24 protein-coding genes and 1 pseudogene are annotated in these 25,995 nt (G+C 71.9%); 18 read left to right on the plus strand and 7 right to left on the minus strand.

Annotated elements, in window-relative coordinates; translation table 11 throughout:
* Positions 1-5: 5 nt before the first annotated feature.
* Positions 6-926 (minus strand): LysR family transcriptional regulator ArgP, encoded by a 921-nt coding sequence (locus EV139_RS11575; RefSeq protein ID WP_237465236.1) that lies wholly within the window; start codon positions 924-926, stop codon positions 6-8.
* A gap of 60 nt (positions 927-986) precedes the next feature.
* Here EV139_RS11575 and lysE point away from each other — a divergent pair, with 60 nt between their 5' ends.
* Both lysE and EV139_RS11585 read left to right on the plus strand, forming a co-directional pair.
* Positions 987-1,601 carry an L-lysine exporter gene (gene lysE, locus EV139_RS11580; protein ID WP_130454517.1) on the plus strand — a complete coding sequence of 205 codons (615 nt, stop codon included), beginning with the start codon at positions 987-989 and terminating at the stop codon, positions 1,599-1,601.
* A gap of 102 nt (positions 1,602-1,703) precedes the next feature.
* The gene (locus tag EV139_RS11585) at positions 1,704-2,816 is read left to right on the plus strand and encodes a lactonase family protein (protein WP_157993039.1); all 1,113 of its coding nucleotides are present in this window, start codon (positions 1,704-1,706) and stop codon (positions 2,814-2,816) included.
* A gap of 45 nt (positions 2,817-2,861) precedes the next feature.
* On the opposite strand, the gene EV139_RS11590 is transcribed toward EV139_RS11585, so the two are convergent.
* Both EV139_RS11590 and EV139_RS11595 read right to left on the minus strand, forming a co-directional pair.
* Positions 2,862-3,611, minus strand: coding sequence for a response regulator (locus EV139_RS11590; RefSeq protein ID WP_130454519.1), 750 nt, complete (start codon positions 3,609-3,611; stop codon positions 2,862-2,864).
* Positions 3,608-4,846, minus strand: a complete 1,239-nt coding sequence (locus EV139_RS11595) for an ATP-binding protein (RefSeq protein WP_198677553.1) — start codon at positions 4,844-4,846, stop codon at positions 3,608-3,610. Before EV139_RS11595 ends, EV139_RS11590 begins: the two co-directional genes overlap by 4 nt.
* Positions 4,847-5,022: 176 nt before the next feature.
* Between EV139_RS11595 and EV139_RS11600 the strand changes: the two genes are divergently transcribed.
* The 8 genes from EV139_RS11600 to EV139_RS11635 all read left to right on the plus strand — a co-directional run bounded on the left by EV139_RS11600 (position 5,023) and on the right by EV139_RS11635 (position 14,979).
* Positions 5,023-6,069, plus strand: coding sequence for a tripartite tricarboxylate transporter substrate binding protein (locus tag EV139_RS11600; RefSeq protein ID WP_198677577.1), 1,047 nt, complete (start codon positions 5,023-5,025; stop codon positions 6,067-6,069).
* Positions 6,069-6,725, plus strand: a complete 657-nt coding sequence (locus EV139_RS11605; protein WP_130454521.1) for a tripartite tricarboxylate transporter TctB family protein — start codon at positions 6,069-6,071, stop codon at positions 6,723-6,725. Before EV139_RS11600 ends, EV139_RS11605 begins: the two co-directional genes overlap by 1 nt.
* Position 6,726: 1 nt before the next feature.
* Positions 6,727-8,256 (plus strand): tripartite tricarboxylate transporter permease, encoded by a 1,530-nt coding sequence (locus EV139_RS11610; protein WP_130454522.1) that lies wholly within the window; start codon positions 6,727-6,729, stop codon positions 8,254-8,256.
* A 26-nt stretch (positions 8,257-8,282) separates the two neighbouring features.
* The gene (locus EV139_RS11615; RefSeq protein WP_130454523.1) at positions 8,283-8,816 is read left to right on the plus strand and encodes a nucleoside deaminase; all 534 of its coding nucleotides are present in this window, start codon (positions 8,283-8,285) and stop codon (positions 8,814-8,816) included.
* Positions 8,813-10,144: a cytosine permease gene (codB, locus tag EV139_RS11620; RefSeq protein ID WP_130454524.1), complete on the plus strand. Its 1,332-nt coding sequence runs from the start codon at positions 8,813-8,815 to the stop codon at positions 10,142-10,144. Before EV139_RS11615 ends, codB begins: the two co-directional genes overlap by 4 nt.
* Positions 10,145-10,968: 824 nt before the next feature.
* The gene (locus EV139_RS11625; protein ID WP_130454525.1) at positions 10,969-13,068 is read left to right on the plus strand and encodes an MMPL family transporter; all 2,100 of its coding nucleotides are present in this window, start codon (positions 10,969-10,971) and stop codon (positions 13,066-13,068) included.
* Entirely contained in the window at positions 13,034-14,365 is a 1,332-nt protein-coding gene (locus tag EV139_RS11630; RefSeq protein ID WP_130454526.1) for a sensor histidine kinase, read from the plus strand. The genes EV139_RS11625 and EV139_RS11630 overlap by 35 nt, the downstream gene beginning before the upstream one ends.
* Positions 14,362-14,979 (plus strand): response regulator, encoded by a 618-nt coding sequence (locus tag EV139_RS11635; protein WP_130454527.1) that lies wholly within the window; start codon positions 14,362-14,364, stop codon positions 14,977-14,979. The genes EV139_RS11630 and EV139_RS11635 overlap by 4 nt, the downstream gene beginning before the upstream one ends.
* Positions 14,980-15,105: 126 nt before the next feature.
* On the opposite strand, the gene EV139_RS11640 is transcribed toward EV139_RS11635, so the two are convergent.
* The 3 genes from EV139_RS11640 to EV139_RS11650 form a co-directional block, all read right to left on the minus strand.
* Complete coding sequence (locus tag EV139_RS11640; RefSeq protein WP_130454827.1) at positions 15,106-16,134, minus strand: threonine aldolase family protein; 1,029 nt, start codon at positions 16,132-16,134, stop codon at positions 15,106-15,108.
* Between the two features lie 209 nt (positions 16,135-16,343).
* Complete coding sequence (locus tag EV139_RS11645) at positions 16,344-17,279, minus strand: CPBP family intramembrane glutamic endopeptidase (protein ID WP_130454528.1); 936 nt, start codon at positions 17,277-17,279, stop codon at positions 16,344-16,346.
* 395 nt (positions 17,280-17,674) lie between these two features.
* The gene (locus tag EV139_RS11650; RefSeq protein ID WP_130454529.1) at positions 17,675-18,337 is read right to left on the minus strand and encodes a M15 family metallopeptidase; all 663 of its coding nucleotides are present in this window, start codon (positions 18,335-18,337) and stop codon (positions 17,675-17,677) included.
* An 87-nt stretch (positions 18,338-18,424) separates the two neighbouring features.
* Between EV139_RS11650 and EV139_RS11655 the strand changes: the two are divergent.
* The 5 genes and pseudogenes from EV139_RS11655 (at position 18,425) to EV139_RS11675 (ending at position 22,403) form a co-directional block, all read left to right on the plus strand.
* Positions 18,425-19,096 (plus strand): annotated as a pseudogene (locus EV139_RS11655) (response regulator transcription factor).
* Positions 19,097-19,110: 14 nt separating this feature from the next.
* Positions 19,111-20,223, plus strand: coding sequence for a sensor histidine kinase (locus tag EV139_RS11660; RefSeq protein WP_130454828.1), 1,113 nt, complete (start codon positions 19,111-19,113; stop codon positions 20,221-20,223).
* Positions 20,224-20,410: 187 nt separating this feature from the next.
* Positions 20,411-20,776: a GntR family transcriptional regulator gene (locus EV139_RS11665; RefSeq protein ID WP_130454530.1), complete on the plus strand. Its 366-nt coding sequence runs from the start codon at positions 20,411-20,413 to the stop codon at positions 20,774-20,776.
* On the plus strand, positions 20,773-21,693 hold the full coding sequence (locus EV139_RS11670) for an ABC transporter ATP-binding protein (protein ID WP_130454531.1): 921 nt from the start codon (positions 20,773-20,775) through the stop codon (positions 21,691-21,693). The genes EV139_RS11665 and EV139_RS11670 overlap by 4 nt, the downstream gene beginning before the upstream one ends.
* A complete protein-coding gene (locus tag EV139_RS11675; protein WP_130454532.1) occupies positions 21,690-22,403 on the plus strand; it encodes a hypothetical protein in 714 nt (237 codons plus the stop codon). Before EV139_RS11670 ends, EV139_RS11675 begins: the two co-directional genes overlap by 4 nt.
* 105 nt (positions 22,404-22,508) lie before the next feature.
* On the opposite strand, the gene EV139_RS11680 is transcribed toward EV139_RS11675, so the two are convergent.
* Positions 22,509-23,951, minus strand: a complete 1,443-nt coding sequence (locus tag EV139_RS11680) for a dicarboxylate/amino acid:cation symporter (protein ID WP_198677555.1) — start codon at positions 23,949-23,951, stop codon at positions 22,509-22,511.
* A 159-nt stretch (positions 23,952-24,110) separates the two neighbouring features.
* On the opposite strand from EV139_RS11680, the gene EV139_RS11685 reads away from it, so the two are divergent.
* The 3 genes from EV139_RS11685 (at position 24,111) to EV139_RS11695 (ending at position 25,880) form a co-directional block, all read left to right on the plus strand.
* On the plus strand, positions 24,111-24,599 hold the full coding sequence (locus EV139_RS11685) for a YajQ family cyclic di-GMP-binding protein (protein WP_130454533.1): 489 nt from the start codon (positions 24,111-24,113) through the stop codon (positions 24,597-24,599).
* Between the two features lie 23 nt (positions 24,600-24,622).
* Positions 24,623-25,342, plus strand: coding sequence for a hypothetical protein (locus EV139_RS15995; RefSeq protein ID WP_198677556.1), 720 nt, complete (start codon positions 24,623-24,625; stop codon positions 25,340-25,342).
* A gap of 115 nt (positions 25,343-25,457) precedes the next feature.
* Positions 25,458-25,880 (plus strand): DUF3151 domain-containing protein, encoded by a 423-nt coding sequence (locus EV139_RS11695; protein ID WP_130454534.1) that lies wholly within the window; start codon positions 25,458-25,460, stop codon positions 25,878-25,880.
* Positions 25,881-25,995 lie beyond the last annotated feature (115 nt).

Consider the following 25,995-nt stretch of genomic DNA (forward strand, 5'->3'; position numbering starts at 1 on the left):
GGCGACTAGCCGAGCGCGGCGGCCGCCTCCTCCGCGACGATCCGCGAGAGCGCGTCGAGCACGGGGGAGCGCAGCTTCCAGCGCTGCCAGTAGAGCGGCAGCTCGATCGCCGAGCTGGGCGCGAGATCGATCATGCGCCCGGCCGCAACCGGCTCGGTGCACTGTCGCACCGGGAGCATGCCCCACCCCATCCCCAGCTCGACGGCGTGCGCGAACTCGGCGGACGACGGAATGAAGTGGCGCGGTGGGCGCACCTCGGCGCGCGTGATCTTGCGCAGGAAGCGCTGCTGGAACGCGTCGTGCCGGTCGAAATCCACGGACGGTGCGCGCCGCAGCGCGTCGGCGGTGAGCCCCTCGGGGAAGTGTTCGGCGACGAACTCGGGGCTCGCGACCGCGTGGTAGCGGTCGGTGCCGATGCGCGTCGAGGTGCAGCCCGGCACCGGATCGCTGGTGGAGGTGAGCGCCGCCATGACCGCGCCCCGCCGCAGCTTCTCCGTGGAGATCGTCTCGTCGGCGCGGAGCACCTCGAAGCGGGCGCCCGTCTCGCGGGCCGCCCGGGCGAGGGCCGGCACGAACCAGGTGGCGAGCGAGTCGGCGTTCACCACGATCGGGACGAGGGATCCGGCCTCTGGCGCCGTCCCCAGCTCGGCGCCCACGTCGTCGGTGATGCGCGCGATCTGGCGCGCCGCCCGGAGCACCGCCGCGCCCGCCTCGGTCACGGCGAGCGGGCGGCTGCGCTGCACCAGTACGGAGCCGACGCGTTCCTCGAGCGCGCGCACCCGCTGGCTCACCGCCGAGGGGGTCACGTGCAGGCGCCGGGCCGCGCCCTCGAAGCTGCCCTCGTCGATCACGGCAGTGAACGTGGCGAGGTGCTCGACCGGCAGCTCCATGGCGCGCCTCCAAATGAAGAATTTCTTATGTTGCATGAAAATATACAGGCACGCTCAACTTGGATCGGGCGCTGTCCACCCCGTAGCGTCAGCTGCATGATCGTTCCCCTTCTCGTCGGCGTCGGCAGCGGCCTGTCCCTCATCGTGGCAATCGGCGCGCAGAACGCGTTCGTGCTGCGCCAGGGGATCCGGCGCGAGCACGTGCTCCCCGTCGTGCTCATCTGCGGCCTCGCCGACGCCGTGCTCGAGACGCTCGGAGTGGCCGGCATCGGCTTTCTCATCGAGCGCGCCCCGCTGGTGCTCGAGATCGTGCGCTGGGGCGGCGTGGCCTTCCTGCTCTGGTACGCGTGGTCGGCCGCGCGGCGCGCGATGAAACCCGCCGTGCTCGTCGCCGCGGGGGAGGGGGCCGGCTCGCTCAAGCGCACCGTGCTCGCCTGCCTCGCGATCACCCTGCTCAACCCGCACGTGTACCTCGACACGGTGGTGCTCATGGGGTCGATCGGCAACGCGCAGGGCGACCCGGGGCGGTGGTGGTTCGCCGCAGGCGGCGCGCTCGCGAGCCTCGCCTGGTTCTTCCTCCTCGGCTACGGGGCGCGGGCGCTCACCCGGTTCTTCGCGACGCCGCGCTCGTGGCAGATCCTCGACGGGGTGGTCGCGGTCGTGATGCTCGTGATCGCCGCCCGCCTCGTCTTCGGCGGGGTCGGGGTCTAGCGCGCGGGGCGCGCGGGGGCCCGTGCCGCTGGTCCCGTGCCGTGCCCGCCGTGCTCGCTGTGCTCGCTGTGCCCGCTGTGCCCGCTGCGCTACAGTTGCGGCGTGCGCGCGCTGATCGGCTCCTACTCAGTCCCCTCGCCCTGGGCCGGAGCGCCCGGGGCGCACGGTGACGGCATCGTCGGGGTCGATACGGGTGCCGGAGCGGCGAGTGCTGAATCGGCGAGCCTTGGCCCGGCCCCGACCCCGGCCCTGGACGCGGCGGCGGCCGGGGGCTGGCGCGCGGCGGAACGCAACCCGTCCGTTCTCGCGCTCGCCGCAGACGGCGCGGTGTGGGCGGTCACCGAGCCGGAGCGCGGCGGCGAGGTGCTCCGCTACGCCGCGGGCCACGGCGGATGGCCGGCGCAGGCGCCGCCGGCCCGCGTGGCCACCGGAAGCGACGCCCCGTGCCACCTCGCGCTCGCCCCGGGCCTCGCCCTCGTGAGCCACTACTACGGTGGTGCGGTCGCGGCGATCGCGTGCGACGCCGCCGGGGTGCCCGTGCGGCTCGCCGCGACGATCACGCTCCCCGAGCGCGGGGCCGGCTGGGACCGCTCCCGCCGACGCTCCCGCCCGCACGCGGTGCTCGTGCTGCCGGACGGTGCGCACTTTCTCGTCGCGGACTGCGGCCGCGATCTGCTCGCGCTCTTCCGGTGGGACCGCGAGTTGGCCGCCGCCGAGCTGCGCGCCGCGCTGCCGCTCGCGCCGGGGACCGGGCCGCGCCACCTCGCCCGGCACCCGGCCTCGGGCGCGGTGCTCGTGAGTAACCAGGGCAGCGGCGGGGTCACGGTGGTCGAGGTGAGCCCCGGGCCAGGCGGGGCGCCGGCCGGGCTGCGCGTGCGGCAGACCGTCGCGGGGGCCGGGCTGGGGCGGGAGCGCCCCGTGCCGTCCGAGATCGCGGTGCACCCGGGCGGCGCGGCGGCGGTGCTCGCAAACCGGAGCGACAACTCGCTCACGGTGTACGCGGTCTCGGCGAGCGGGGAGCTGACCGAGCGCGCCACGGTCGACTCCCGCGGCGAGAATCCGCGCCACTTCGCATTCTCCCCGGACGGTACCGCGCTGTGGGTCGCGCACCAGGACTCCGACGAGGTCACCGCGTTTGGCTGGGTCGGCGGGCTCCCGGTCGACCCGATCCGGATCCCGGTGGCCACCCCGACCGCGGTGCTCTTCGTCGCCTGACGGCCGCGCGCGGAACCCCGCCCGCTGGCACTGCGCTCGCCGGCGCTAGCCCTGCGGTGGCGGGACCAACCGGTAGAGCACCTCCGGCCGGCCGCGCTTCCCGTAGCGGTGCGCGAGGTCGATCGCGCCGACCTCGACCAGGTGGTCGAGGTAGCGCCGGGCGGTCGGCACCGAGATCGCGCACTGCACCGCGAGCGCGGCGACGGTGGTGGGGGTGACCGGGTCGAGCGCCGCGAGCACCCGGTCGAGGGTGACGCTCGAGATTCCCTTGGGGAGCGGTGCGGCGGTGGCAGGCGTGCCGGGCATGCCGGGCGCCGCGGGGAGTGCGATCCGGCCGGTGGACAGCAGCCGGTCGATCTCGCCCTGGCCGAGTGGCAGATCGCGGGCGCTCGCGTCCCCGCCGCGCGCGCGGTGCTCGGCGCGATACGCCGCGAGCCGGGCGTGCAGCGCGTCGGCGGTAAAGGGCTTCACGAGGTAGCCGACCACCTGCCCGGCGAGCGCCTGACGCACGGTGACCCGATCCTGCGAGGAACTGATCACGAGCACGTCCGGTGAGTGCGCTCCGAGCGTGCGCAGCCGGTTCAGCACCTCGACGCCGCTGATGTCTGGCAGGCGCATATCGAGCAGCACCAGGTCGATCCCGCCGTGCAGCCCGTGCGCCACGGCGGCGCGCCCGGTGCCCACCGCCGCGACGAGCGTGAAGCCCGCGGCGTCGCCCACAAACCGCGCGTGCAGGGCGCGCGCACCCGCGTCGTCGTCAACCACGAGCACGCGGATCTCCCGCCCCGCGGTCACGCGCGCACCGCCATGTCGAAGCGGAACCGGGCGCCGCCGAGGTCTGCGCGGCCGAGCTCCACGCTGCCGCCGCGCGCCGCGACCGCGCGCCGCACGATGTCGAGGCCGATCCCGCGCCCCAGCCCCGAGGGGTCGCGCTTCGTGGAGACCCCGCGCGCGAACACCCGGTCCGCCTCTCCCGCGGCCACCCCGGTCCCGTTGTCTGCCACCTCGCCGACGAACACGCCGTCGCGCTCACCGAGCGCGCAGCGCACGATCGTGGCCCCGGCCTCGCCGGCGTTGCGGCACAGGTTTGCGAGCACGAGCGTCACCTCCTCGTCGACCTCCGACTCAACGAACACCTCGGCGTCGAGCCGCGCGCCGTGCGCGCCGAGCTCCGCCCGCAGCACGTCGAGCGTGGCCCGCAGCAGCGGCTGGTCGCTGAGCGCCGCGTCGGCGCCGCCCGTGGTGACGGGGGTCACCCCCGCGATGTACGAGAGCGCCTGCTCCGCGTCGCCGTGCGAGATCAAGCCGTGGATCACGTGGAGCCGAGTGGTGAACTCGTGCGACTGCTCCTGCAGCGCGGCGGACGAGCGGCGCAGCTCGGCCGTGTCGCGCGCCGCCTCGTCGAGCCGGCGGAACCGGCGCTCCAGCAGCGCCGCGATGATCGAGCTGCCGAGCGTGCCGACGACGAGCGCGCCGATCACCCACGGGAGCAGCCGGCTGACCGCCTGCGCCGAGTCCGCGGCGATCCGGCTCTCGAGGATCCCCACCGACAGCACCCCGATCACCTCCCCGGCGTCGTCGCGCACGGGCACCTTCGCGCGCAGCGTCATCCCGATCGTGCCGGTCTCCGTGCCCAGGTAGGTGTTGCCCGCGAGCACCGAGGAGTTGTCCGTCGAGAGCGGCCGGCCGCGCTCGGCCGGGGTCGGGTGCGTCACGCGGATCCCCTCCTCGTCGGAGATCACCACGTAGTCCACGCCGGCCGCGCGCTCCACCACCGTGGTGAGCGGCTGGAGCTCCGCCATCGCGGCGGGGAAATCCTCGTGCGCCACGGCGAGCACGTCGCGCACCTGCGCGAGCTCGGCGAGGCTCAGCGCCACGTCGGTGACGCGCTCGCCCGTCGCGTCGCGGATGCTCCGCTCCTGCACGGCGAACGCGATGCTCGCCGTGACGGCGACCGCCGCGAAGACGATGACGGTCGGGAGGAACAGCATCGCGAGCCGCACGCCGGCCGGCGTCAATACTCGCTTCATTCAGCAACCTCCTCGTCGCCGACACAGTCTAGACCGCGCTGGGCGGGCGGGTGCGCAGCCCCGTGAGCATCTATGAGCACAAAGCCGGATCGCGGCGAGAACGGCGCGAAAAGCTGGGAGCGTGTGGGCACACCGCGGCGCACGTGCGCCCTCACAAAGGAGTGATTGCAGTGGAGATACTCGAAACGGGGGCGCCCCAGCCCCCGAGCCACACCGCGGGCGAGCCCGCGCCCAGCCGCCCGCCGGGGCGGCGCACCGCGCTGCGCATCATCGGCGGCACCGTCGCCGCTGTCGCGATCGGCGTCGCCTCGTTTGGATCGATCAGCTCGGCGGCCGCCGGCCAAGACATCCACTCGTCGCTGACCCTCATCGCGCCGGCCGCGGCAGGCGGCGGCTGGGACACGGTCGCGCGCGAAATGCAGCAGGCGCAGCGCGCCAACGGGCTCGCGGCGAACGTGCAGGTCGTGAACATGCCGGGGGCCGGCGGCACCATCGCGCTCGGCAACATGTCGCGCCTTGAGGGCCGCGCCAACACGATGCTCGTGGGCGGCACCGGCCTCCTCGCCGCCACCATCCAGTACGACTCGGCCGCCACGCTCGACGACGTCACGCCCCTCGCGGTGCTCTTCGAGGAGTACGACGTGATCGTGGTGCCCGCCGACTCGCCCTACGAGACGCTCGACGACCTCGTCGGCGCGTGGCGCGAGAACCCGGGCGCCGTGCCGTGGACTGGCGGCGGCTCGTTCGACCAGCTCGTGGTGACCGACCTCGCGCTCGCCGCGGGGATCGACCCCGTGGACACCACCTACATCTCGTCAGACGGCGGCGGCGAGGCGGTCGCCGCGCTCCTCAACGGGACCGTGCAGGCGGCGGCCGGCGGCTACCCGGACAACATCGATCAGATCGAGTCTGGCCGGCTGCGCGCGCTCGCGCTCGTCGCCGAAGAGCCGGTCGCCGGCATCGACATCCCCACCGCGCGCGAGCAGGGCTACGACGTGACGCTCGCGAACTGGCGCATGCTCGCGGCGCCGGCCGGGATCACCCCCGACGAGACCGGTGAGCTCACCGAGCTCATCGAGGACACGCTCGCGACGCCCGAGTGGGTGAGCGCGGTCGACCGATACCACTGGACCGAGCAGGTCATCACGGGGGCGGCGCTCGCCCCGTTCCTCGACGAGGAGCACGCGCGGATCACCCGCCTGTATGAGGAGATGGGGCAGTGATGCCGACCAACAACCCCACCGCAATGTCCGCGGTGGTGGGCGAGGAAATCCAGCTCGCCGCCGGGCACGGCCGCCGCGCCGTGCTGTTCAAGGAGCTCATCATGCCGGCGCTGCTCGCCGGGTTCGCCACCTACCTGGTGATCGGCAACCTCACGATGCGGGTGCCCGAAGGCACCGCGTTCCCCGGCCCGCGCTTCTTCCCCGGCCTCATCGCGACGGGCCTGTTCCTGTTCGCGGCGCTGCTCGCACTCGGTGCGGTGCGCGCGTGGCGGCGGTCAGGCACCACGGAGCGCCACACGGTGGGCGTGGGTGACGACGCGTTCGAGCTGCTCTCGGCCGAGCACGACGCGGTTGGCGCCGGTGCGGCAGACCTCGACCCCGCCGATCCGGCGTCCGGCGGCACCCCCGTCCGGGTCGACTGGCGCTCGCTCGCCTGGGTGGTGCTGCCGTTCATTGCGTTCGCGCTGCTGCTCCCTGTGCTCGGGTGGATCATCGCCGCCGGGCTGCTGTTCTGGTGCGTCTCGCGCGCGTTCGGCCTGCGCCGGCCGCTCGCGAGCCTCGTCGTCGGGCTCACGGTGAGCTCGATCATCTACATCGCGTTCGACCTCACACTCGGGATGTCGCTCCCGTCCGGCGTGCTCGGCTGGGGGTTCTGACATGGACACACTGCAACTGCTCCTCGAGGGCTTCGCCGGCGCGCTCACCTGGCAAAACCTGCTGTGGGTGCTGGTCGGCTGTCTGCTCGGCACCGCCGTGGGTGTACTGCCCGGGCTCGGCTCGTCAATGGCCGTGGCGCTGCTGCTCCCCGTGACGTTCTCGCTCGAACCGACCGCGGCGTTCATCATGTTCGCCGGCGTCTACTTCGGCGGGCTGTTCGGCGACTCCACCATGGGGATCCTCATGAACACCCCCGGCCAGGCCTCCGCGATCGCGTCAACGTTCGAGGGCCACAAGATGGCGCTGAACGGCCGCGCCGCGCAGGCGCTCGCGACCGCCGCGATCGGCGCGTTCGTGGGCGGCTTCATCGCGTCGATCGTGGTCGTGTTCCTCGCCCCCGTGCTCGCGGACTTCTCGACCCGATTCGGGCCCGCCGAGTTCTTCGCGCTCGCCGTGTTCGCGTTCGCCGCAACCTCCACCGTCGTCACCGACAATCCGGTGAAGGGCCTCGCCGCCCTGTTCATCGGGCTCGGCATCGCGGTCATCGGCATCGACGGCGTCTCCGGCGCCCCGCGCTTCACCATGGACTCCCCGAACCTGTTCGACGGGATCTCGCTCGTCACGGTGACGGTCGCGGTGCTCGCGCTCGGCGAGGTGATCTACGTCGCCTGCCTCGAACGGCACGTCTCGAACCGCGGGATGATCCGACCCAAGGGTCGGCCGTGGCTGTCGCGGCGCGAGCTGCGCGAGGCGACCCCGGCGTGGCTGCGCGGCACGGCGATCGGGCTCCCGTTCGGTGTGATTCCCGCCGGCGGCTCCGAGATCCCCACCTTCCTCGCCTACGGGGTCGAAAAGCGCCTCGACGCGCGCCGCCGCTCACCGCAGTTCGGCAAGGGGGCGATTCGCGGCCTCGCCGCCCCCGAGGCCGCGGGCAACTCGACGACCGGCATGGCGATGGGCGCGCTGCTCGCGCTCGGTCTCCCGATCTCCGCCACCGCGGCGATCATGCTCGCCGCGTTCCGCCAGTACGGCCTGCAGCCGGGGCCGCTGCTGTTCGAGCGGGCGCCCGAGCTCGTCTGGGCGTTGCTCGCGAGCTTCTTCATCGCGATGGTCGTGCTGCTGATCCTCAACCTGCCGTTCGCGATGCTGTGGGCCAAGCTGCTGCTGATCCCGCGCCCGTACCTGTACGCCGGCATCACCGTGTTCTGCGCGTTCGGCATCTACGCGACCTCCGGTTCGGTGTTCGACCTGCTGATGCTGCTCGGGATCGGACTCGTCGGCTTCCTCATGCGCGCGCTCGACTACCCGATCGCCCCGCTCATCATCGGCATGGTGCTCGGCCCGCTCGCGGAGACCAGCCTGCGCGACGCGACGATGAGCGCGAACGGCGACTTCGCCGTGCTGCTGCAGGGCCCGATCGTGCTCGTGCTCTACGGGCTGCTCGTACTGGTGCTCGGCTTCGCGATCCGCAACCGCGTGGTGGCGCGCCGCGCCGCCCGCCGCCAGCCGCAGCTCGAGCCCGTGGAGTAGCGGCCGCGCGCGGTACGATTTTGGCTATGGCAACGAACACCCCGGCACCGCTCTCAGACTCCGACCGCAGCTTCCTCAACCTCGCGATCGAGCAGGCACAGCTCGGGTGGGAGGAGGGCGGCGTCCCGATCGGCGCGGCCCTCGTGCACCACGGGCCCGAGGGCGACCGGGTGCTCGCGGTTGGCCGCAACCGCCGCGTGCAGCAGGGCAGCGTGATCCGCCACGGCGAGACCGACTGCCTCGAAAACGCCGGCCGCCTCCCCGCCAGCGTCTACCGCGAGTGCACGCTCTACACCACGCTGTCGCCCTGCACCATGTGCGCCGGCACCGCGATCCTCTACGACATCCCCCGCATCGTGATCGGCGAGAGCGACAGCTTTGAGGCGTCCGAGGCGTGGCTGCGCAGCAACGGGGTGGAGCTCGTCGCCGCGAACGACGACACCTGCCGTGCCCTCATGCAGCGCATGATGGACGAGCGCCCCGAGATCTGGGCCGAGGACATCGGCGTGGAGACCGCCGAGCTCGGCACGGCCGCGGCCGGCATCGAGCCCCGCGCGTGAGCGCCGAGACGCCCGAGACAGAGGCCGAGGCAACCGCTGCCGCTGCCGGGACCGCCGGAGCCGCTGCCGCCGCGGAGCCGGTGATCGACCGCGACTACCCCGTCACCCCGGTGCCGCGGCACGCGCGCAAGGGATTCTTCTCCCTCATGGTCGTGCTGCTCGGCTTCACGATCTTCACGCCCACCATGCTCGCGGGCGCAGCCCTGGGCGAGGCGTTCGGCCTGCGCGAGCTGCTCGTCGTGATCGCGGTCGGCTCGCTCGTGCTCGGCGCGTACGTCGCCGTGCTCGGCTGGATCGGCGCCCGCACCGGCCTCACCACCGTCGTGATGGCCCGCTACACGCTCGGCTCTCGCGGCTCGAAGCTCGCGTCGATCCTGCTCGGCGGCACGCAGATCGGCTGGTACGGCGTCGTCATCGGCACGATTGGCGAGCTCACCGCGCAGGCGTTCGGGTGGGAATCGTCGGTCGCCCGCGCCGCCATCATGATCGCCGTGAGCGCGCTCATGTGCGCGACCGCGGTCTACGGCTACCGCGGCATGTACTGGGTATCGCTGATCTCTACGCCGCTGATCCTGATCCTCGCCTTCTGGGTCATGTTCCGCTCGCTCGAGGAGGTCGGCGGCTGGGCGGGCCTCGCCGCGATCCAGCCCGGCGGGCAGATGACGCTCGCCGTGGCCGTCACCACCGTGGTCGGCACCTTCGTGTCGGCCGGGACGCAGGCGCCCAACTGGACCAGGTTCGCGCGCAGCGGCCGGCAGGCGGTGATCGCGTGCGTGGTCGGGTTCCTGATCGGCAACGGCCTCATGATTTTCTTTGGCGCGATCGGTGCGATCACCTTCGGTGAGGGCGACTTCGTCCTCGTCCTGTTCCAGCTCGGCCTCATCGGCTGGGGCCTGTTCCTGCTGTTCGGCAACCTGTGGAAGTCGAACGCCGACGCCGCGTACTCATTTGGCGTGGCCGGGGCGGAGCTGTTCGAGAAGCCCAGCAAGACGCGGTTCGTGATCTACGGCTCGATCATCGGCACCATCCTCGCGCTGCTCGGCGTGGGCGACCACCTGCCGCAGTACCTCGGCCTGCTCGGCACGTTCATCCCGCCGCTCGGCGGCGTCATCATCGGCGACTACCTCGCCCGGTGGCGGCGCACGCAGATGCCCGAGGGGGAGGTGCTGCCCCGCTTCAACTGGGTCAACCTTGGCGTGTACGCGCTCTCCTGCGCGCTCGCCTGGGGCGCCGGCCAGCTCGAGCTTGGGATCCCGCCCGTGATCGGGATCGTGGCGGCGCTCGTGCTCGCGTTCGCGTTCGCGCGGCTCACCCCGCGCCGCGGCTAGCGGCGGGCGCGGGGCAGGGCGCTCCGGCTGGGGCGCTCCGGCGGGGGCGCCCGGGCGGGGCCCGGTCGCTGTCGCGCGCTCTGTTCCCCGCTCTTTGTTTCCCGCGCGCCGTTTCCCACGAGCGTGCGGCTTTGCGTGCCCGCGCCTGCTGCGTCTGCGCCCGTGCCCGCTGCGTCTGCGCCCGTGCCTGCCGCGCCCGTGCCCGCTGCGTCCGCGCCCGCTGCGTCCGTGCCCGCTGCGTCCGCGCCCGCGATTCCCACGAGTGGCGGGTTCGCGCGCGAGTGTGCGGCTTGGCTGCGGTTGTGAAGTCGCACGTTCATGGTGGAGCCGCACGCTCGTGGAGGTGAGACGGGGCGGCGTTCGATCTTGCGCGAGTGTGCGGCTTCGCTCGCCTCGCCGTGGCAGCGCGGGCCGGGGCCCGGCTGCGGCGACGCCCGCGCCTATCCCGCCCGCACCCCAGCCGCGCCCGTTCCCGTTCCCGTGCCCGCGCCCGCGTTTCCCACGAGTGGCGGGTTCGCGCGCGAGTGTGCGGCTTGGCTGCGGTTGTGGAGCCGCACGTTCGTGGTTGAGCCGCACGCTCGTGGTTGAGCCGCACGCTCGTTGTGAAGCCGCACGCTCGTGCTGGAGCCGCGCGCTCGTGATGAAGCCGCGCGCTCGTGATGAAGCCGCACGCTCGTGCGTCACAGGGGAGCCCGGACGGGCACCCGCCCCAGACGCCCGCCGCGCCCGCCTGCCGCGGGCCCCGCCCATCAGCCAAATGGATGACGCGAGGATCAGTCGTGCCCGCGATTCCCCGCGCGCGGCGTCCTGGTGGAGTTGATTGCATGGCTACCCCTCAGAAATCCCCGGGCTTTTCCGGCTGGCTCACCTCGCGCGGCGGGGCCTGGCTCGCCCTCGGCGCGGTGCTCCTCATCATGACCGTGCTCTTCGGGGCCTTCGGCTCGGCGAAAGCGCCCGCGCAGAACGCCTCGGCCCCGCCCGCGTCCGAGTCGGCCCGGGCGGCGGAGCTCATGCAGCAGTTCCCCAACGCTGAGCGCCAGTCGGTGCTGGTGGTGGCCACCCCGGCCGCCGGCGGCGAGCTGTCTGCCGCGGACCTCGCTGCCGCCGAGGCGCTCCTGCCCCTCCTTGATGAGCGGGCGGACGCCCCGGCGACCGGTCCCCTCGTGAGCGAGGACGGCGGTGCGGCGCTCCTCGTGGTGCCCATCGCGGTGGGCGACACGAACGGCGAGACCGCCGAGCTGATCGGCGAACTGCGCGCGGACCTCGCCGCGCAGACCCCGAGCGGCCTCGAGCTGCTCGTCACCGGCGGCCCGGCGTTCGGCGCGGACGTCGCCGCCGCGTTCGACGGCGCAAACTTCACGCTGCTGTTCGTCACGATCCTGATCGTGGCAATCCTGCTCATCGCGACGTACCGCTCGCCGATCCTGTGGCTGATCCCGCTCGTCGCGGTCGCCCTCGCCGACGGGCTCGCGGGCCGCCTCACCGCGGCCGCGGGGTCCGCGTGGGGGCTGCAATTCGACGCCGGGATCATCAGCGTGCTGGTGTTTGGCGCCGGCACGAACTACGCCCTGCTGCTGATCTCGCGCTACCGCGAGGAGCTGCTCGGCACTGACGACCACCGGGCGGCGCTTGCCGCTGCGTGGCGCAAGACCGCCCCGGCGATCATCGCCTCGAACCTCACCGTGGTGCTCGCGCTGCTCACCCTCGCGCTCGCCGTGATCCCGGGCACGCGCGGTCTCGGCGTCTCGGCCGCGATCGGGCTGCTCGTCGCTCTCGCGGTCGTGCTGTTCCTGCTCCCGCCGCTGCTCGCGGTGTGCGGGCGTGGCGTATTCTGGCCGTTCGTGCCGCGGCCGGGCCAGCCGCGCAGCCAGGGCCGGCTGTGGCGCGGGGTCGCCACCCGGGTGGGGCGGCGCCCGGTGGCGAGCCTGCTCGGCGGCGTTGCGCTCCTCGCCGTGATGTCCGCGGGCCTGATCGGAACCTCGGTGGGACTCGACCAGGTCGAGAAGTTCCGGGTGCAGTCCGAGTCGGCCGCGGGCCTCGAAACGCTCTCGGAGCACTTCGCGCCCGGCGAGGCCCAGCCGATCTACGTGGTCGCCGAGAGCGGGGCGACCGACGCCGTGGTGTCCGCCGCCCGGGGCGTGGTCGGCGTGGTGCGCGCCCACCCCGTCGGGGAGACCGCCGACGGCACACTCACGAAGATCATGGTCACGAGCGAGTACGCGCCGAGCTCGGAAGCGAGCCTCGATCAGATCGGCGAGCTTCGCGCCGCGGTCCACGAGGTGCCGGGGGCCGACGCCGTCGTCGGCGGGGCCGTCGCCACCGACGTCGACGCGCGGGCCGGCAATCAGCAGGATCTGTGGCTGATCGCACCGCTCGTGCTGCTCGTCAGCTTCGCCGTGCTCGCGCTGCTGCTGCGCGCGCTGGTCGCTCCGCTGCTGCTGCTCGCCGTGAACCTCGCGAGCGCGCTCGCCGCGATCGGGGCCGGGGCGTGGCTCAGCCGGGTCGTGTTCGGGCAGCACGCCCTCGACCTGCAGGTCCCGCTGCTGGCGTTCATGTTCCTGGTCGCGCTCGGGATCGACTACACGATCTTCCTTGTGCACCGGGCGCGCGCTGAGGCCGAGACGCACGGTACCCGCGGCGGGATCGTCGAGGCGGTCGCGCACACGGGTGGGGTGATCACGAGCGCGGGGATCGTGCTTGCCGCCGTGTTCGCGGCGCTCGGGGTGCTGCCGCTCGTGACGCTGGGCCAGCTCGGGCTGATCGTGGGGATCGGGGTCGTGGTCGACACGCTCGTGGTGCGCACGGTGATCGTGCCGGCGCTGTTCACCCTCGTGGGGGACCGGATGTGGTGGCCGGGCAAAATGCGGCGAAGTCGGGGAGAATCGACGCATGAGCATCGTGAACGCACCGCTGTCGCGCACTGACGCGGCAGGTCGGGGCCCGGCACGCGGGGGCACGTCCGGCTGGGGCGCCCCCGGGCGCGGGGCGACCGGCGGGGGCGCCGCCGGGGCGACCACCCGCGCGATGGAGGTGGGGCAGCACCTGATCGCGATCGCCCTCACCGTGATCGGGGTGGTCCGCGCGATCGGCGACGGCACCCCGGTCGCGGCGGCCCTGGTGTCGGGCCTCGCGATCCTCGCCTGGCACACCGCCGGCACCCTCGTCCCCGCGCGCTCGCGCACGCCCAGCTTTGCAATCTGGTGGCTCATTGGGCTGACGGTCGTGTGGGCCGCCGCGATCGCGGTCTCCGCTGAGTTCGTCTGGCTCGCGTTCCTGCTGTGGCTGCTCGCCGGCCACCTCCTGCCGCTGCGGTGGGGGCTGCCGTACGCGGTCGCGGTGCTCGCCGCGGTGGTGCTCGCGCCGATCCTGCACCACGGCGCAACGAGCTACGCGAACGTATTTGGCCCGCTCATCGGCGGGATCTTCGCCTTCGGGATCTCGCGTGGCTACCTGCAGCTGCTGCGCGACGCGGCCGAGCGCGAGCGCCTCGTCGACTCGCTCACCCGCGCGCAGCGCGAGACCGCGGAGCTGCAAGACGAACTGGCGCTCGCGCAGCGCGAGTCCGGGGCGATCGCGGAGCGCACGCGCATCTCCCGCGACATCCACGACACGATCGCGCAGGCGCTCTCGTCGATCAAGCTGCTCGCCCACGCGGAGAGCAATCGCACCGCGGACCCCGAGGCGGCGCTGACGCTGCGGCAGGTTGAGACGCTCGCCGGCGAGAGCCTGTCGGATGTGCGCCGGATCGTCGCCGCGCTCGTGCCGGCGGAGCTTGAGGAGGACGCGCTCGCCGCAGCGCTGCGCCGCATGCTGGATCGCGCGCGCGACGAGGCCGGCCTGCAGGTCGAGCTGCACGTCGACGAGTCGCTCCCGCTGCTGCCGACCGAGACCGAGGTGGCGCTGCTGCGCGCGGCGCAGTCGGGGCTCGCGAACGTGCGGCTGCACGCGAACGCGAGCCGGGTGGTGGTGAGCCTCATCGACGCGGACGGCACCGTGCGCCTCGACATCATCGACGACGGGGCGGGCTTCGACGCTGGCGCGTGGGAGCGCGACGCGGATCACCGCTCGGCGAGCTACGGGCTCAGGTTTATGCGCGCGCGGCTGCGCGAGCTGGGCGGCGGGCTCGACATCGAGAGCGCGCCGGGCGACGGCACTGCGCTCTCCGTGCACCTGCCGCTGCACCCCGCACCGAGCCACCCAGCCACGGAGGAGCCCGCATGACCACCACCGTTCTGCTCGTCGACGACCATCCCGTGGTGCGCAGCGGGTTGCGCGCGGTGCTCGACACGGAGGCCGTGCGCGTGGTGGGTGAGGCGGCGACGGGCGAGGAAGCAATCGCCCTGGCCGCGCACCTGCGCCCGGACGTGGTGCTGTGCGACCTGCGCCTGGGCGACGGGATCGACGGGATCCAGACCACCACGGCGCTCCGCGCACTCGACCCGGCCCCCGCGGTGCTGATCCTCACCACGTTCGACCGCGACGCCGAGATCCTGGGCGCGATCGAAGCCGGCGCGACGGGATACCTGCTCAAGGACGCCGCCCCCGAGGCGATCAGCGACGGGATCCAGCGCGCGGCGGCCGGCGAGATGATCCTGACCCCCGAGCTGGCGACGCGCGTGCTCCAGGGGATCCGCAACCCGCTGCCAAAGCTCACCGATCGGGAGGTCGAGGTGTTGCGCTGGCTCGCGCAGGGCGCGACGAACCGCGAGATCGCCCGCGGGCTGTTCGTGTCTGAGGCGACGGTGAAGAGTCACCTGGCGCACATCTTCACGAAGCTCGAGGTGGACAGCCGCTCGCGGGCGATCCACGTGGCGCGCGAGACGGGGCTGATCTAGGGGGCCGCCCAGCCGGCAGGCCGGCGCGCCCGTTCGCCCGGCCAGCTCGCTCGCGCAGCTGGCCGGCTCGCGCAGCTAGCCGGCTCGCCCAGCCGACTGGCCTGGGAGCGCCGCCGCCCGGCCGGGCTACGCCGCGAGCACGGCGAGCAGCGCGTCGACGTCGTCGGGCTGCGTGTCCCACGCGCACATGAGCCGGTACAGGTTCGGGTCGCCCGGCCAGGTGCCAAATGCGAAGCGCTCCTGTGCCCGCGCGGCGACGTCGGCCGGCATCGTCGCGAAGACCGCGTTCGACTCGACGGGGTGCGCGATCCGGATCCCGGAATCCTGCGCCGTGCCCTCGAGGGCGGCGATCCCGGCGGCGAGCCGCGCCGTCATCGCGTTCGCGTGCGCCGCCGAGTCGCGCCACAGCTCGCCGCCGTAGAGCGCCAGCAGCTGCGCGGAGACGAACCGCATCTTCGAGGCGAGCTGCAGGTCGATCTTGCGCAGGAACGGGATGCCCTCGGCTGCGCCCGGGCGCAGCACCACGACGGCCTCGGCTCCGAGCAGGCCGTTCTTCGTGCCGCCGAGGCTGAGCAGATCCGCACCCGCCTCGCTGGTGAGCGCCGCCAGGGAGACCCCCAGGTGCGCCGCGGCATTGCCGAGGCGAGAGCCGTCGATGTGGAGCACCATGCCATGCTCGTGCGCAAATTCGGCCAGCGCGCGGATCTCGTCCGGTGTGTAGCAGGTGCCGAGTTCGGTGCTCTGCGAGATTGAGATCGCGAGGGGCTGCGCGCGGTGCTCGGAGCCGATGCCCCACACCTCGGCATCGGCGAGCTCGGGCGTGAGCTTGCCGTTCGGGGCGGCCACGCTGAGAAGCTTGAGCCCGCCGGTCTTCTCGGGGGCACCCGTCTCGTCGCTCGTGATGTGCGCGGTACTGGCGCAGATCACGGCACCCCAGCGCGGCAGCGCGGCCTGCAGCGCGAGCACGTTCGCGCCCGTCCCGTTCAGCACGGGGAACGCCTCGGCGTCGGCACCGAAGAGTTGGCGCACCCGTTCGCGGAAGCGCGCGGTCCAGGCGTCCCCGCCGTACGCGGGCGCGTGGCCGGTGTTCGCCTCGGCCAGTGCGGTGAACACCTCGGGGTGGGCGCCGGCCCAGTTGTCGGAGGCGAATGACATGCGGGGCTGGGCGGGAGCGTCGTGGCTATTCACAGTTCCACCCTACGCCCGCGGAGCTGGGGCGTGGGCCTGCGGAGCGACCTCGGGGTGGGCGTGTGGGGGCTCGGCTCGAGGGGTGGGTGGCAGCGTCCGCTCATTCACCCCGTGCACCGCGCAGCGTGCGCATTTCCACACGTTGTTCACAACGTTATCCCCAAGCTGTGGATGAATTACACCGCTGTAGTTTTCGCCCGTCCACGCCACGCGCGGTACGCGATTCCCGCGCCGATCAGCAAGACCGCGGTGGTGATCAGGCTGCCCTCGGCGCCAAAGGAGCCGCCGGTGATGAGCTCGTTCGCGCCCTGCACCGGGGTCGTCGTGAGCACTGAATCTTGCGCTTTGCTCCCCGAGACCGCAATGCCAAAAAAGTTTCCCTGCGCCCAGTTCCACACGCCGTGCATGGCGCACACGCCCCAGAGGCTCCCCTCGGCGAGCGACATGAAGCTCGCGAACACCGCGAAGAGCAGCAGGTTGACGATCGGCAGCACGCTCATCCCCGGATTCGCGCCGTGGATCGCGGCGAAGAAGACCGCCTGCACGATCACGGCGGCGACGAGCCCCCAGCGCCGGGCCACCGCCTGGGTGAGGAAGCCGCGGGTGAGGATCTCCTCGGTGGACCCCTGCACGATGAAGCCGAGGAGCATGATCCCAATAAAGAGTAGGGATGCGCCGTCCGGCGCCGCCCACGAGATGCGGGTCTGGCCGGCCGCGACCGGCACGAGCGCGCAGACGGTGAGCATGAGTGCGCCGATGCCCGCGCCGCGCAGCGCGAGCCGCGGAGCTGCGGCGCGGCGCTCGAACCCGAGGCTGGCGAACGGCCTGCGCTCCTTGAATCGCACCCACGCCCACACGACCCCGAGCGCAGCTGTGAACGACAGCAGTGACATGACCACGCCCAGCGGTGTCGCCGAGAACGCCGCGACCATCTCAGCGAGGGAACCACTCGGTGAAGAACTACCAGCGTTCGCCAGGTGCGCGCAGACGACCGTGAACACTGTTTGCATCACGCCCGCGAGCGCGAAGACCACGAGCGCCATCACAATGCCCGTGGGACGCCGTGCACGGAGCATCCCGTTGGCGGGGGCGGGGAGAGTGCGAGTATCCATAATTATAGGACTCCGTCCATAGTTGGCTGACGTCACTCTACTCTGTCCACAAGTTGTCCACAGGACTGTCCCCAGAGTGTGGATGAATTACACCGGTGTAATTCGCGGCGAATCCGACCCGGACCGGGTACTTCGCCGGGAGCACGCGGACGCGGCCCTGACACGACCCGAAGCAGCACCTTTTCCACACGTTTTCCCCAAGTTGTCCACAGACCTGTCCCCAGGCTGTGGATGAGTTACACGGGTGTAGTTCCTCGCGCCGGCGAATGGGCGCGGGAACGTGTGCGGGAGCGTGCGCGGACGGACGGACGGGCGGGAACTGGGCGGGAACGTGTGCGAGAGCGGGGGCAGGCGCGGGCGGGAATGGCCGGGCGCGGCGGCTGTCCGCTCGACCCCTACGACTGCAGTCGCGGGTCGTAGGTGGGGTCCCAGTAGAGCGTGGGGCACCCGACAGTGGGGGCATCGGGCCGCAGCTCGAAGTGCCAGGGCTCGTTGTCGTAGATCTGGCACAGCCCGTACTGCTGCCCGTGTGCGGCGAGCCAGTCGGCCGCGCCCCACGGGCCCACGTCCACGGCCTCGCCCGCGACGTGGGCCGAGGTCTCTGGCGTGGCGACCCAGCGCGCCGCTTCGGCCGCCGAGCCGTAGTCGGTCACGGCGTCGGTGAGCAGCCGCTCCTGGTACGCGGCGGAGCGCCAGCCGCTCGTGACCGTCATCTCAAAGCCCACCGCCTCGGCCTCCGTCGCCGCGGCACGCAGCGCCTCGAGCAGGCCGGGGGCGAGCCCGGTGACGCCCGGCTGGTCCTCGCTCCACACCGAGGTGCCCTCGGGCAGGGCGCCGTCCGCCTCCGTCGGACCCGCGTCGTCCGCCCCGCTCTCGGGATTCGACTCCTGCGTTCGGGCGGCGGGCACCTCACCTCGCGCGGCTCCCAGCGCGTTGACGCCGGTGATCTGGGCGACCGCAACACCCGCGATCAGCGCGATGGCGACGGCCGCACCGGTGATGATGAGTCCTGGAACGATGGCTTTGCGGAGCTTGAGGCCGCGGGATTCGTAGCGCATGAGGCAAGTCCACCGTGCCGGATGTTGCCCGATCGTACGCGGTTTTCGATACGCCCACGATATGCGCCGGATCGTACGATGGGGACCATGCGTGTACTACTCGTCGAGGACGAGCCCGATCTCGCCACGGCGATCCGCGATGGCCTGCGTCTGGAAGCGATCGCCGCCGACATTGCGGGTGACGGGCACGCAGCGCTCGAACTGCTCAGCCTCAACCGCTATGACATTGCGGTGCTCGACCGCGACATCCCCGGCCCGTCTGGCGATGAGATCGCGGCGAGCATCGTCGCGTCGGGGGTGGGGACGCCGATCCTGATGCTCACTGCAGCGGATCGCCTCGACGACAAAGCGAGTGGCTTCGAGCTGGGCGCCGACGACTACCTCACCAAGCCGTTCGCGCTGCAGGAGCTGGTGCTTCGACTGCGCGCGCTCGATCGGCGCCGCGCGCATCACCGCCCGCCCGTGCGCTAGGTCGCGGGCCTGCGGCTCGACCCGTTTCGGCGCGAGGTGTTTCGCGACGGCCGCTACGTCGCGCTGACGCGCAAACAGTTTGCGGTGCTCGAGGTGCTCGTCGCCGCGGAGGGCGGGGTGATCAGTGCCGAGAGCCTGCTTGAGCGCGCCTGGGACGAGAACGCCGATCCGTTTACCAACGCGGTGCGGATCACGGTCTCTGCGCTGCGAAAGCGCCTGGGCGAGCCCTGGCTCATCGCTACCGTGCCCGGTGTGGGCTATCGGATCGACACAGGGGAGCCCGCGTGACTCGGCCCGCGGGAATGAGCGCGCGGCTCAAGCTCACCCTCAGCTACGCGGGGTTCCTCATGCTCGCCGGCGTGCTCCTCATGCTGGTGGTCTGGGTGTTCCTGCTGCGCTACGTGCCGCCGGACGCGGCCTGGAGCCAGAGCGGGTTCATGCCGGGCCGCGACGACCTCGTGCGCGCGTTCGTGCCGGCCGCGCTCTGGGCGCTGCTGTTCCTGCTGCTGCTCGGGCTCGGTGGCGGCTGGGTGCTCGCGGGGCGGATGCTCGCCCCGCTGAGGCGGATCACCGCGGTGACGCGGGCCGCGGGCGCCGGCGAGCTCGCGGCGCGGGTCGCGCTCGACGGCCCGCGGGATGAGTTTCGCGAGCTCGCCGACAGCTTTGACGCGATGCTTGCCCGGCTTGAGGCGCACGTCGCCGAGCAGCAGCGCTTCGCCGCGAATGCCTCGCACGAGCTGCGCACCCCGCTCGCGATCACGCGCGCGCAGCTCGACGTGGCGCGGAAGGACCCCGACCACGACGGCCCTCAGCTCGTGGCTCGCCTCACCGCGGTGAACGACCGAGCGATCGAGCTCACCGAGGCGCTGCTGCTGCTCAGTCGCAGCGGCCAGCGCGCGTTTACGCACGAGTCGGTGGACCTTTCACTGCTCGCCGAGGAGGCGACCGAAACCCTCTTGTTGCTCGCTGAGCAGCACGGCGTGAGTCTCGTGGTGGCGGGCGAGGCGGCACACGCCGCGGGGTCGCCGGCGCTGCTGCTGCAGCTCACCATGAACCTGGTGCACAACGGAATCGTGCACAATCTGCCCGCGGACGGGGCGGTGTGGGTCACCACGGGGCCGGCGCCCGGCGGCGTCGAGCTGACCGTGACCAGCACCGGGTCCGCCCTCGACCGCGAGTCCCTCGCGACGCTCACCGAGCCGTTTCAGCGCGGTGCGGCGCGGCGGCGCGGCGACCGGCCCGGCGTTGGCCTGGGGTTGGCGATCGTGCAGAGCATCGTGCGCGCGCACGACGGCGCACTCGCACTGACCGCGCTCGAACCCGGCGGGCTGCGCGTCTCGGTGTGGCTCCCCGGCGGAGAGCCGCCGCGCGAACCTGCGCCGCCGAGCGCCGCCACCAGCACCCGCGGCGTCTAGCGGCGCTCGGCCCGTGCACCCGCGCGGCCCGAGCACCCGAGCGCCCCGAGCACCCGAGCGCCCCGAGCACCCGAGCGCCCCGAGCGCCCCGAGCGCCCCGAGCGCCGCTTCACCCGCGGGCTTGACACTCGAACCCCTCACCCCCTAGGTTCGTTAGTGAAGTAACTAACCAAGGAAGGGGGTGCGCGTGTTTGACGACACCAGGCCGATTTTTCTCCAGCTGGCCGACCGCCTCTCCGACGAGATCCTGACCGGGGTCTACGCCGAAGAGGAGCAGGTTCCCTCCACGAACGAGCTTGCCGCCCACCTGCGCATCAACCCCGCCACGGCGGGTAAGGGACTCAACCTCCTCGTTGATCGCGGGGTGCTCTACAAGAAGCGCGGCATCGGCATGTTCGTGGCGCCCGGAGCGCGAGCGCAGATTCGAGCGGACCGGCAGGTCGCGTTCGTCGCGGACTTCATCGATCCGCTCCTGGCCGAGGCAAAACGGCTCGGCCTCACCGACGACGACATCATCAGACTCATCTCCGAGAAGGGGGACGCAGCATCATGACCACCACCGCCATTGAGACCCGCGGAGTTTCGCGACACTATCGCGGCGCGGCCGCGCTCGACGACGTGACGCTCGACATTCGGGCAAACGTGATCACGGGCCTGCTCGGCCGAAACGGGGCAGGGAAAACCACGCTGATGGCGCTGCTCACTGCGCAGGATCGGCCGAGCTCGGGCACGATCAGCGTCGCGGGCCACGACCCGTTCGAGCGCTCGGCCACGATCGAGCAGATGTGCTTCGTGCGCGACAACCAGCGCTACCCCGACGACTACAAGCTGAAGCACGCGATCCGCGCCGCGGCGATCTTCTACCCGCACTGGTCGCAGGAGCTTGCCGATCGGCTCATCGCCAAGTTCCGGATCCCCACGAAGCCCGTGGTGAAGAAGTTCTCGCGCGGGCAGCTCTCGGCGCTCGGCATCGTGCTCGGCCTCGCATCGCGCGCGCCGATCACCTTCTTCGACGAGCCGTACCTCGGCCTCGATGCCACCGCGCGCGGGGTGTTTTACGACGAGCTGCTGCGCGACTACGCCGAGCACCCGCGCACGATCATCCTCTCGACGCACCTCATCGACGAGATGGACCGCCTCCTTGAGCGCGTCATCATCCTCGAGCAGGGCCGCGTGGTGCGCCACGCGGACGTCGAGGAGCTTCGCGGCGACGCCTACCAGATCGCCGGGAAAGCGAGCGCGCTCGAGACGTATCTCGCTGGCCGTGAGATCCTCTCGCGGCGCGGGATGGGCGGGCTCGGCAGCGCCGTGGTCAACGGGGCATTGACCCCGGCGGACCGCGAGGCAGCGCTCGGCCTCGGGCTCGAGCTCACCCCGGTGTCCCTCCAGGATCTCGTCGCGGCCTACGGCTTCGACCGCGAGGGCGCCGAGACCACGGCAACGCCGTCATACGAAGGGAACGCAGCATGAACCGCGCGCTCAAGGTCACCCGGCTGCACCTCAATAAGCTGGACAACTTCCTCGCGACCCCGGCGATCATCCTCGCCATCGTGCTCGTTGTGTCGATCATCATCGCGCTCGCGATTCAGCGCGCGATCGGCGGCGGCGACGGGAGCCCCGAGTACATCGACGGCGCGCGCATGAACGCCGGCGTCGTGTGGTCACTCCCCGGCTTCCTCATTTACTACGGCGTGCAGGCCGTGGCGACCACGTACCCGTTCGGGCTCGCGCTCGGCACCACCCGCCGCAACTTTATCCTCGGAACCATGCTCGCAAACGTGCTGCAGGCGGCCTACATCGCGGTGCTGCTCGTCGCACTGCTCGGGATCGAACTCGCGACGGGGCACTGGTTCTCCAACACGTACGTGCTCGACACCTACGCGGTGGGGGCGGGGGACCCGTGGGTGCTCGCGCTGAGCGGCTTCATCGGCGTGCTCCTGTGCCTCACCATCGGTGGGCTGTTCGGAGCGATCTGGGTGCGCTTCGGGGCCAAGGGGCCCGCGGTGCTGGGCCTCGGGCTCGGTCTGGCGCTCGCCGTGCTGATCCTCATCCTTGCCCCGCAGCTCGGCGAGATCATCGCCGGGATCACGCGCACCGGTCTCGCGGTCGGCGCGGGGGTCGTGATCGTGATCGCCCTCGTGGGCACCTGGTTTGCGATGCGCCGGGCCTCGGTGCGGTAGCGCCGCGCTCACACAGAACAACGAACTCACGCAGGAAGAATCTCTCGATTCTCCCTGCGTGAGTTCGTTGTTCCTGCGCGGGTTCGCGCGGGGCCTGTTCGCTCGCTAGCGCGCGGCCGGTGCCGCTTCGTCCTGCGCGGCCTCGGTGGGCGCCGCTGAAGGCGCCGAGGCCTCGGCGGGCGCGTCGTCCTCGTTGTCGAACGCCTGGCCGCGGCGCGGCGCGTTGTAGAGCTCGAGGTCGATGATCCCCTCGCGCTTCGCGACGATCGCGGGCACGAGTGCCTGGCCAGCCACGTTCACCGCGGTGCGGCCCATGTCGATGATCGGGTCGACCGCGAGCAGGAGGCCGACGCCCTCGAGCGGCAGCCCGAGCGTCGACAGCGTGAGCGTGAGCATCACGGTCGCGCCGGTCGTGCCGGCGGTCGCCGCCGAGCCGACCACGGAGACGAGCACGATCAGCAGGTACTGCACGATCGTGAGCTCGATGCCGAAGAACTGCGCGATGAAGATCGCGGCTACCGCCGGGTAGATCGCGGCGCAGCCGTCCATCTTGGTGGTCGCGCCGAGGGGCACGGCGAACGACGCGTAACCGCGCGGCACGCCGAGGTTGCGCTCGGTGACCCGCTGCGTCAGCGGCAGCGTGCCGATCGAGGAGCGGCTCACGAAGCCGAGCTGCACGGCGGGCCATACGCCAGAGAAGTACTGCTTCACGGAGAGCCCGTGCGCGCGCACGAGGATCGGGTAGACCACGAACAGCACGAGGGCGAGGCCGAGGTAGAGCACCGCGACGAACCAGGTGAGCGAACCCATCTTGCTCCAGCCGTACTCGGCGACGGCGTTGCCGATGAGGCCGAGGGTGCCGATCGGGGCGATCCGGATGATCCACCAGAGCACCTTCTGGATCACGGCGAGCGCGGACTCGGTGAGGCGGATGAACGGCTCGGCCTTCTCGCCGATCTTGAGCGCGGCGATGCCGATCGCGGCTGAGATCACGATTACCTGCAGCACGTTGAAGCCGGGGCTCGCGCTGAGTACGCCGGTCTCAAGGTCCGCGGAGCCGCTCACGGTGAGGCCGAGGAAGTTTGAGGGCACGAGGCCGATCAGGAAGTTCCACCAGGTGCCGACCGTGTACGGGTCGCCGGTCGCGAGCTCGGCCTGCGACGCGGCGGCGCCGGGGCGCAGCGTCACGCCGAGCACGATGCCGATCGTCACCGCGATGAGCGCGGTGATGGCGAACCACAGCAGCGTCTGCCCGGCGAGGCGCGCGGCGTTCGTGACCTTGCGCAGGCCGACGATGCTCGAGACGATCGCCGTGAAGATCAGCGGGACCACCGCGGCGCGCAGCAGCGAGACGTAGCTGCTGCCGATTGTCGCGAGGGTCGCGTGGAGTCCGTTCGGGTTGCCCTCAGCGTCGTCGCCGAGCGACATCGCGACGCCGCCGAGCACGAGGCCGAGCACGAGCGCTGCGAGGATCTGCCACCCGAAGGAGGTCATCCAGCGGGGGAGTCTGCGGGTGGGCGGTGCCGCCTGGGCGGTCTGTGATGACATTCGAGGAAGTCCTTCGGCAAATCTGGGTTTCGGCGGCGCAGTGGCGCCGGGCCAACGAAGAGTGTAGCAATCTATTCGTTCTTCTTATTCCACGCATAGCGCAACGGCGTGTGTTGCGCGGCCCGTGGCGCCGGGGCGCTGAGCCGGTAGGCTGTGGTCATGGCTGATTCTTCGTTTGACGTGGTGAGCAAGATCGACTCGATGGAGGTCGAGAACGCGGTGAACCAGGCCCGCAAGGAGGTCGAGCAGCGCTACGACTTCAAGGGCGTGGGAGCCGACGTGAGCCTGAGTGGGGAGAGCATCCTCATCAAGGCGAACACGGAGGAGCGCGCGAACGCGGTGCTCGACGTACTCCAGTCGAAGTTCATCAAGCGCAACCTCTCGCTGAAGGCGCTCGACACGGGCGAGCCCTATCCCAGCGGCAAGGAGTACCGCATCGAGTCGAAGCTCAAGGAGGGCATTGACCAGGCGACCGCGAAGAAGCTCAACAAGCTGATCCGCGACGAGGCCCCCAAGGGTGTGAAGTCGCAGATCCAGGGCGACGAGCTCCGCGTCTCCTCGAAGAGCCGCGATGACCTGCAGGCCACCATGGCGCTGCTCAAGGGTGCCGACATCGACGTCGCTCTGCAGTTCGTGAACTACCGCTAGGGATGGCGCGGATGGGGGAGCGAGTGCGCGGCAGGACAGCGCCGCTGTTCGCGGTGCTCGCACTGGCCGCGGGGGTCGCGGGGCTGAGCGCGTGCGCGCCGGAACCAGCGCCCACGCCCACGCCGATCGCGACCCAGACACCAGCGCCAACGCCGACCCAGACCCCGACGTCCACCCCGACGCCGACCGCGATCCCGTGGGAGCGCTTCTCGGATGAGCGGCTGACGCAGTCATTTGAGCTGCCGCCCGGGTGGACGGTGCAGGAGCTCGGCGGCCCGAACGACATGGGTATTGTGCAGCTCGGTGTCCTCGACCCCACCGGGGCGCAGCGCCTCGTGTTCATGAACGCGGTGCAGGGGCTCGGTGGCGCCTGCGGTGAGCTGCCCCAGCAGGCGATCGAGGAGCTCGACGCGTGTCCGGTCGAGATCCCCGGCTACGTCGCCGCCCCCGACGGGGTGACCGAGCTCGTTGCGCCGCGCGTCGTGTTCCGGGCTGCGCCGGTGGCCGAGGGCGCGCTCGCGAGCCTTGCGCTGGCCGACGACGTGCCGCCGCTCTCGTGCATGTACGTCAACCTGCTGCACACGTCGGGCGGCCTGACCGCGTTCGGCACCGCGCTGCAGGTCGACACCTACGATCCGCAGTCGCAGTGGCTGTTCGGCTCAATGGACGAGGCGCGGGCGTACACGCAGACGGACGACTACGCGCAGCTCGTGCGAATCCTGCAGTCGTTCCGAATCGCGTAGCCCCGGGGCGGTGCGCTGGGCGCGTCTCCGGTGCGGCGTTGAGGTCGCGAGCGTCGCCGAGACTGGGGCGCTCGGGCGGCCCCAGCCTCGCAGCCGCGCGCAGTACACTGGCGCCATGATTGGTGAGAACCTGCTCGGTCCAGAACCCACACACCTCGCCCCCGAGCCGGAGGTCTCCGCCGCGCTCGCCGCAGGGCGCACCCCGGAGGAAGTGGTGCGAGCCCACCCGGAGTCGCCGCTCGCCTGGGCCGAACTCGCCGACGAGGCCGCCGCCGCCGGCCGCGAGATCGAGGCGTACGCGTTTGCGCGGGTCGGGTACCACCGCGGTCTTGACGCGCTGCGCAAGTCCGGTTGGCGCGGCGCAGGCCCCGTGCCCTGGTCGCACGAGCCCAACCGCGGTGTGCTGCGCGCGCTCTACGCGCTGCGGCGCGGCGCGGCGGCGATCGGCGAGGCCTCCGAGGTGGAGCGGCTCACCGAGTTCCTCACGGGCGCTGACCCCGACGCGATCGCCGCGATCGAGGCGGCCGCCCGGAGCTAGCTGCGTGGCTGGGTGCCCGGGGCTAGCTGCCCGGGGCTAGCTGGTCGGCTGGGTGCGGCGTGCTCGCGCGCTTTCGCGGGTGCGCGTGTTCCGCGAGCGCCCGTGCTCTTCCGCG

Source organism: Leucobacter luti (assembly GCF_004217175.1).
In the GTDB taxonomy this organism is placed as follows: domain Bacteria; phylum Actinomycetota; class Actinomycetes; order Actinomycetales; family Microbacteriaceae; genus Leucobacter; species Leucobacter luti.

Excerpts from the sequence above, each read along its gene's own strand:
- EV139_RS11640 (WP_130454827.1), bottom strand. The coding sequence starts at position 16,134 with ATGTCATTCGCCTCCGACAACTGGGCCGGCGCCCACCCCGAGGTGTTC.
- EV139_RS11575 (WP_237465236.1), bottom strand. The coding sequence starts at position 926 with ATGCAACATAAGAAATTCTTCATTTGGAGGCGCGCCATGGAGCTGCCG.
- EV139_RS11680 (WP_198677555.1), bottom strand. The coding sequence starts at position 23,951 with ATGTCATCACAGACCGCCCAGGCGGCACCGCCCACCCGCAGACTCCCC.
- EV139_RS11675 (WP_130454532.1), top strand. The coding sequence starts at position 21,690 with ATGAACCGCGCGCTCAAGGTCACCCGGCTGCACCTCAATAAGCTGGAC.
- EV139_RS11670 (WP_130454531.1), top strand. The coding sequence starts at position 20,773 with ATGACCACCACCGCCATTGAGACCCGCGGAGTTTCGCGACACTATCGC.
- EV139_RS11625 (WP_130454525.1), top strand. The coding sequence starts at position 10,969 with ATGGCTACCCCTCAGAAATCCCCGGGCTTTTCCGGCTGGCTCACCTCG.
- EV139_RS11615 (WP_130454523.1), top strand. The coding sequence starts at position 8,283 with ATGGCAACGAACACCCCGGCACCGCTCTCAGACTCCGACCGCAGCTTC.
- EV139_RS11650 (WP_130454529.1), bottom strand. The coding sequence starts at position 18,337 with ATGCGCTACGAATCCCGCGGCCTCAAGCTCCGCAAAGCCATCGTTCCA.
- EV139_RS11635 (WP_130454527.1), top strand. The coding sequence starts at position 14,362 with ATGACCACCACCGTTCTGCTCGTCGACGACCATCCCGTGGTGCGCAGC.
- EV139_RS11660 (WP_130454828.1), top strand. The coding sequence starts at position 19,111 with ATGAGCGCGCGGCTCAAGCTCACCCTCAGCTACGCGGGGTTCCTCATG.
- EV139_RS11605 (WP_130454521.1), top strand. The coding sequence starts at position 6,069 with ATGCCGACCAACAACCCCACCGCAATGTCCGCGGTGGTGGGCGAGGAA.
- EV139_RS11595 (WP_198677553.1), bottom strand. The coding sequence starts at position 4,846 with ATGAAGCGAGTATTGACGCCGGCCGGCGTGCGGCTCGCGATGCTGTTC.
- EV139_RS11695 (WP_130454534.1), top strand. The coding sequence starts at position 25,458 with ATGATTGGTGAGAACCTGCTCGGTCCAGAACCCACACACCTCGCCCCC.
- EV139_RS11645 (WP_130454528.1), bottom strand. The coding sequence starts at position 17,279 with ATGGATACTCGCACTCTCCCCGCCCCCGCCAACGGGATGCTCCGTGCA.
- lysE (WP_130454517.1), top strand. The coding sequence starts at position 987 with ATGATCGTTCCCCTTCTCGTCGGCGTCGGCAGCGGCCTGTCCCTCATC.
- EV139_RS11685 (WP_130454533.1), top strand. The coding sequence starts at position 24,111 with ATGGCTGATTCTTCGTTTGACGTGGTGAGCAAGATCGACTCGATGGAG.
- EV139_RS11630 (WP_130454526.1), top strand. The coding sequence starts at position 13,034 with ATGAGCATCGTGAACGCACCGCTGTCGCGCACTGACGCGGCAGGTCGG.
- EV139_RS11610 (WP_130454522.1), top strand. The coding sequence starts at position 6,727 with ATGGACACACTGCAACTGCTCCTCGAGGGCTTCGCCGGCGCGCTCACC.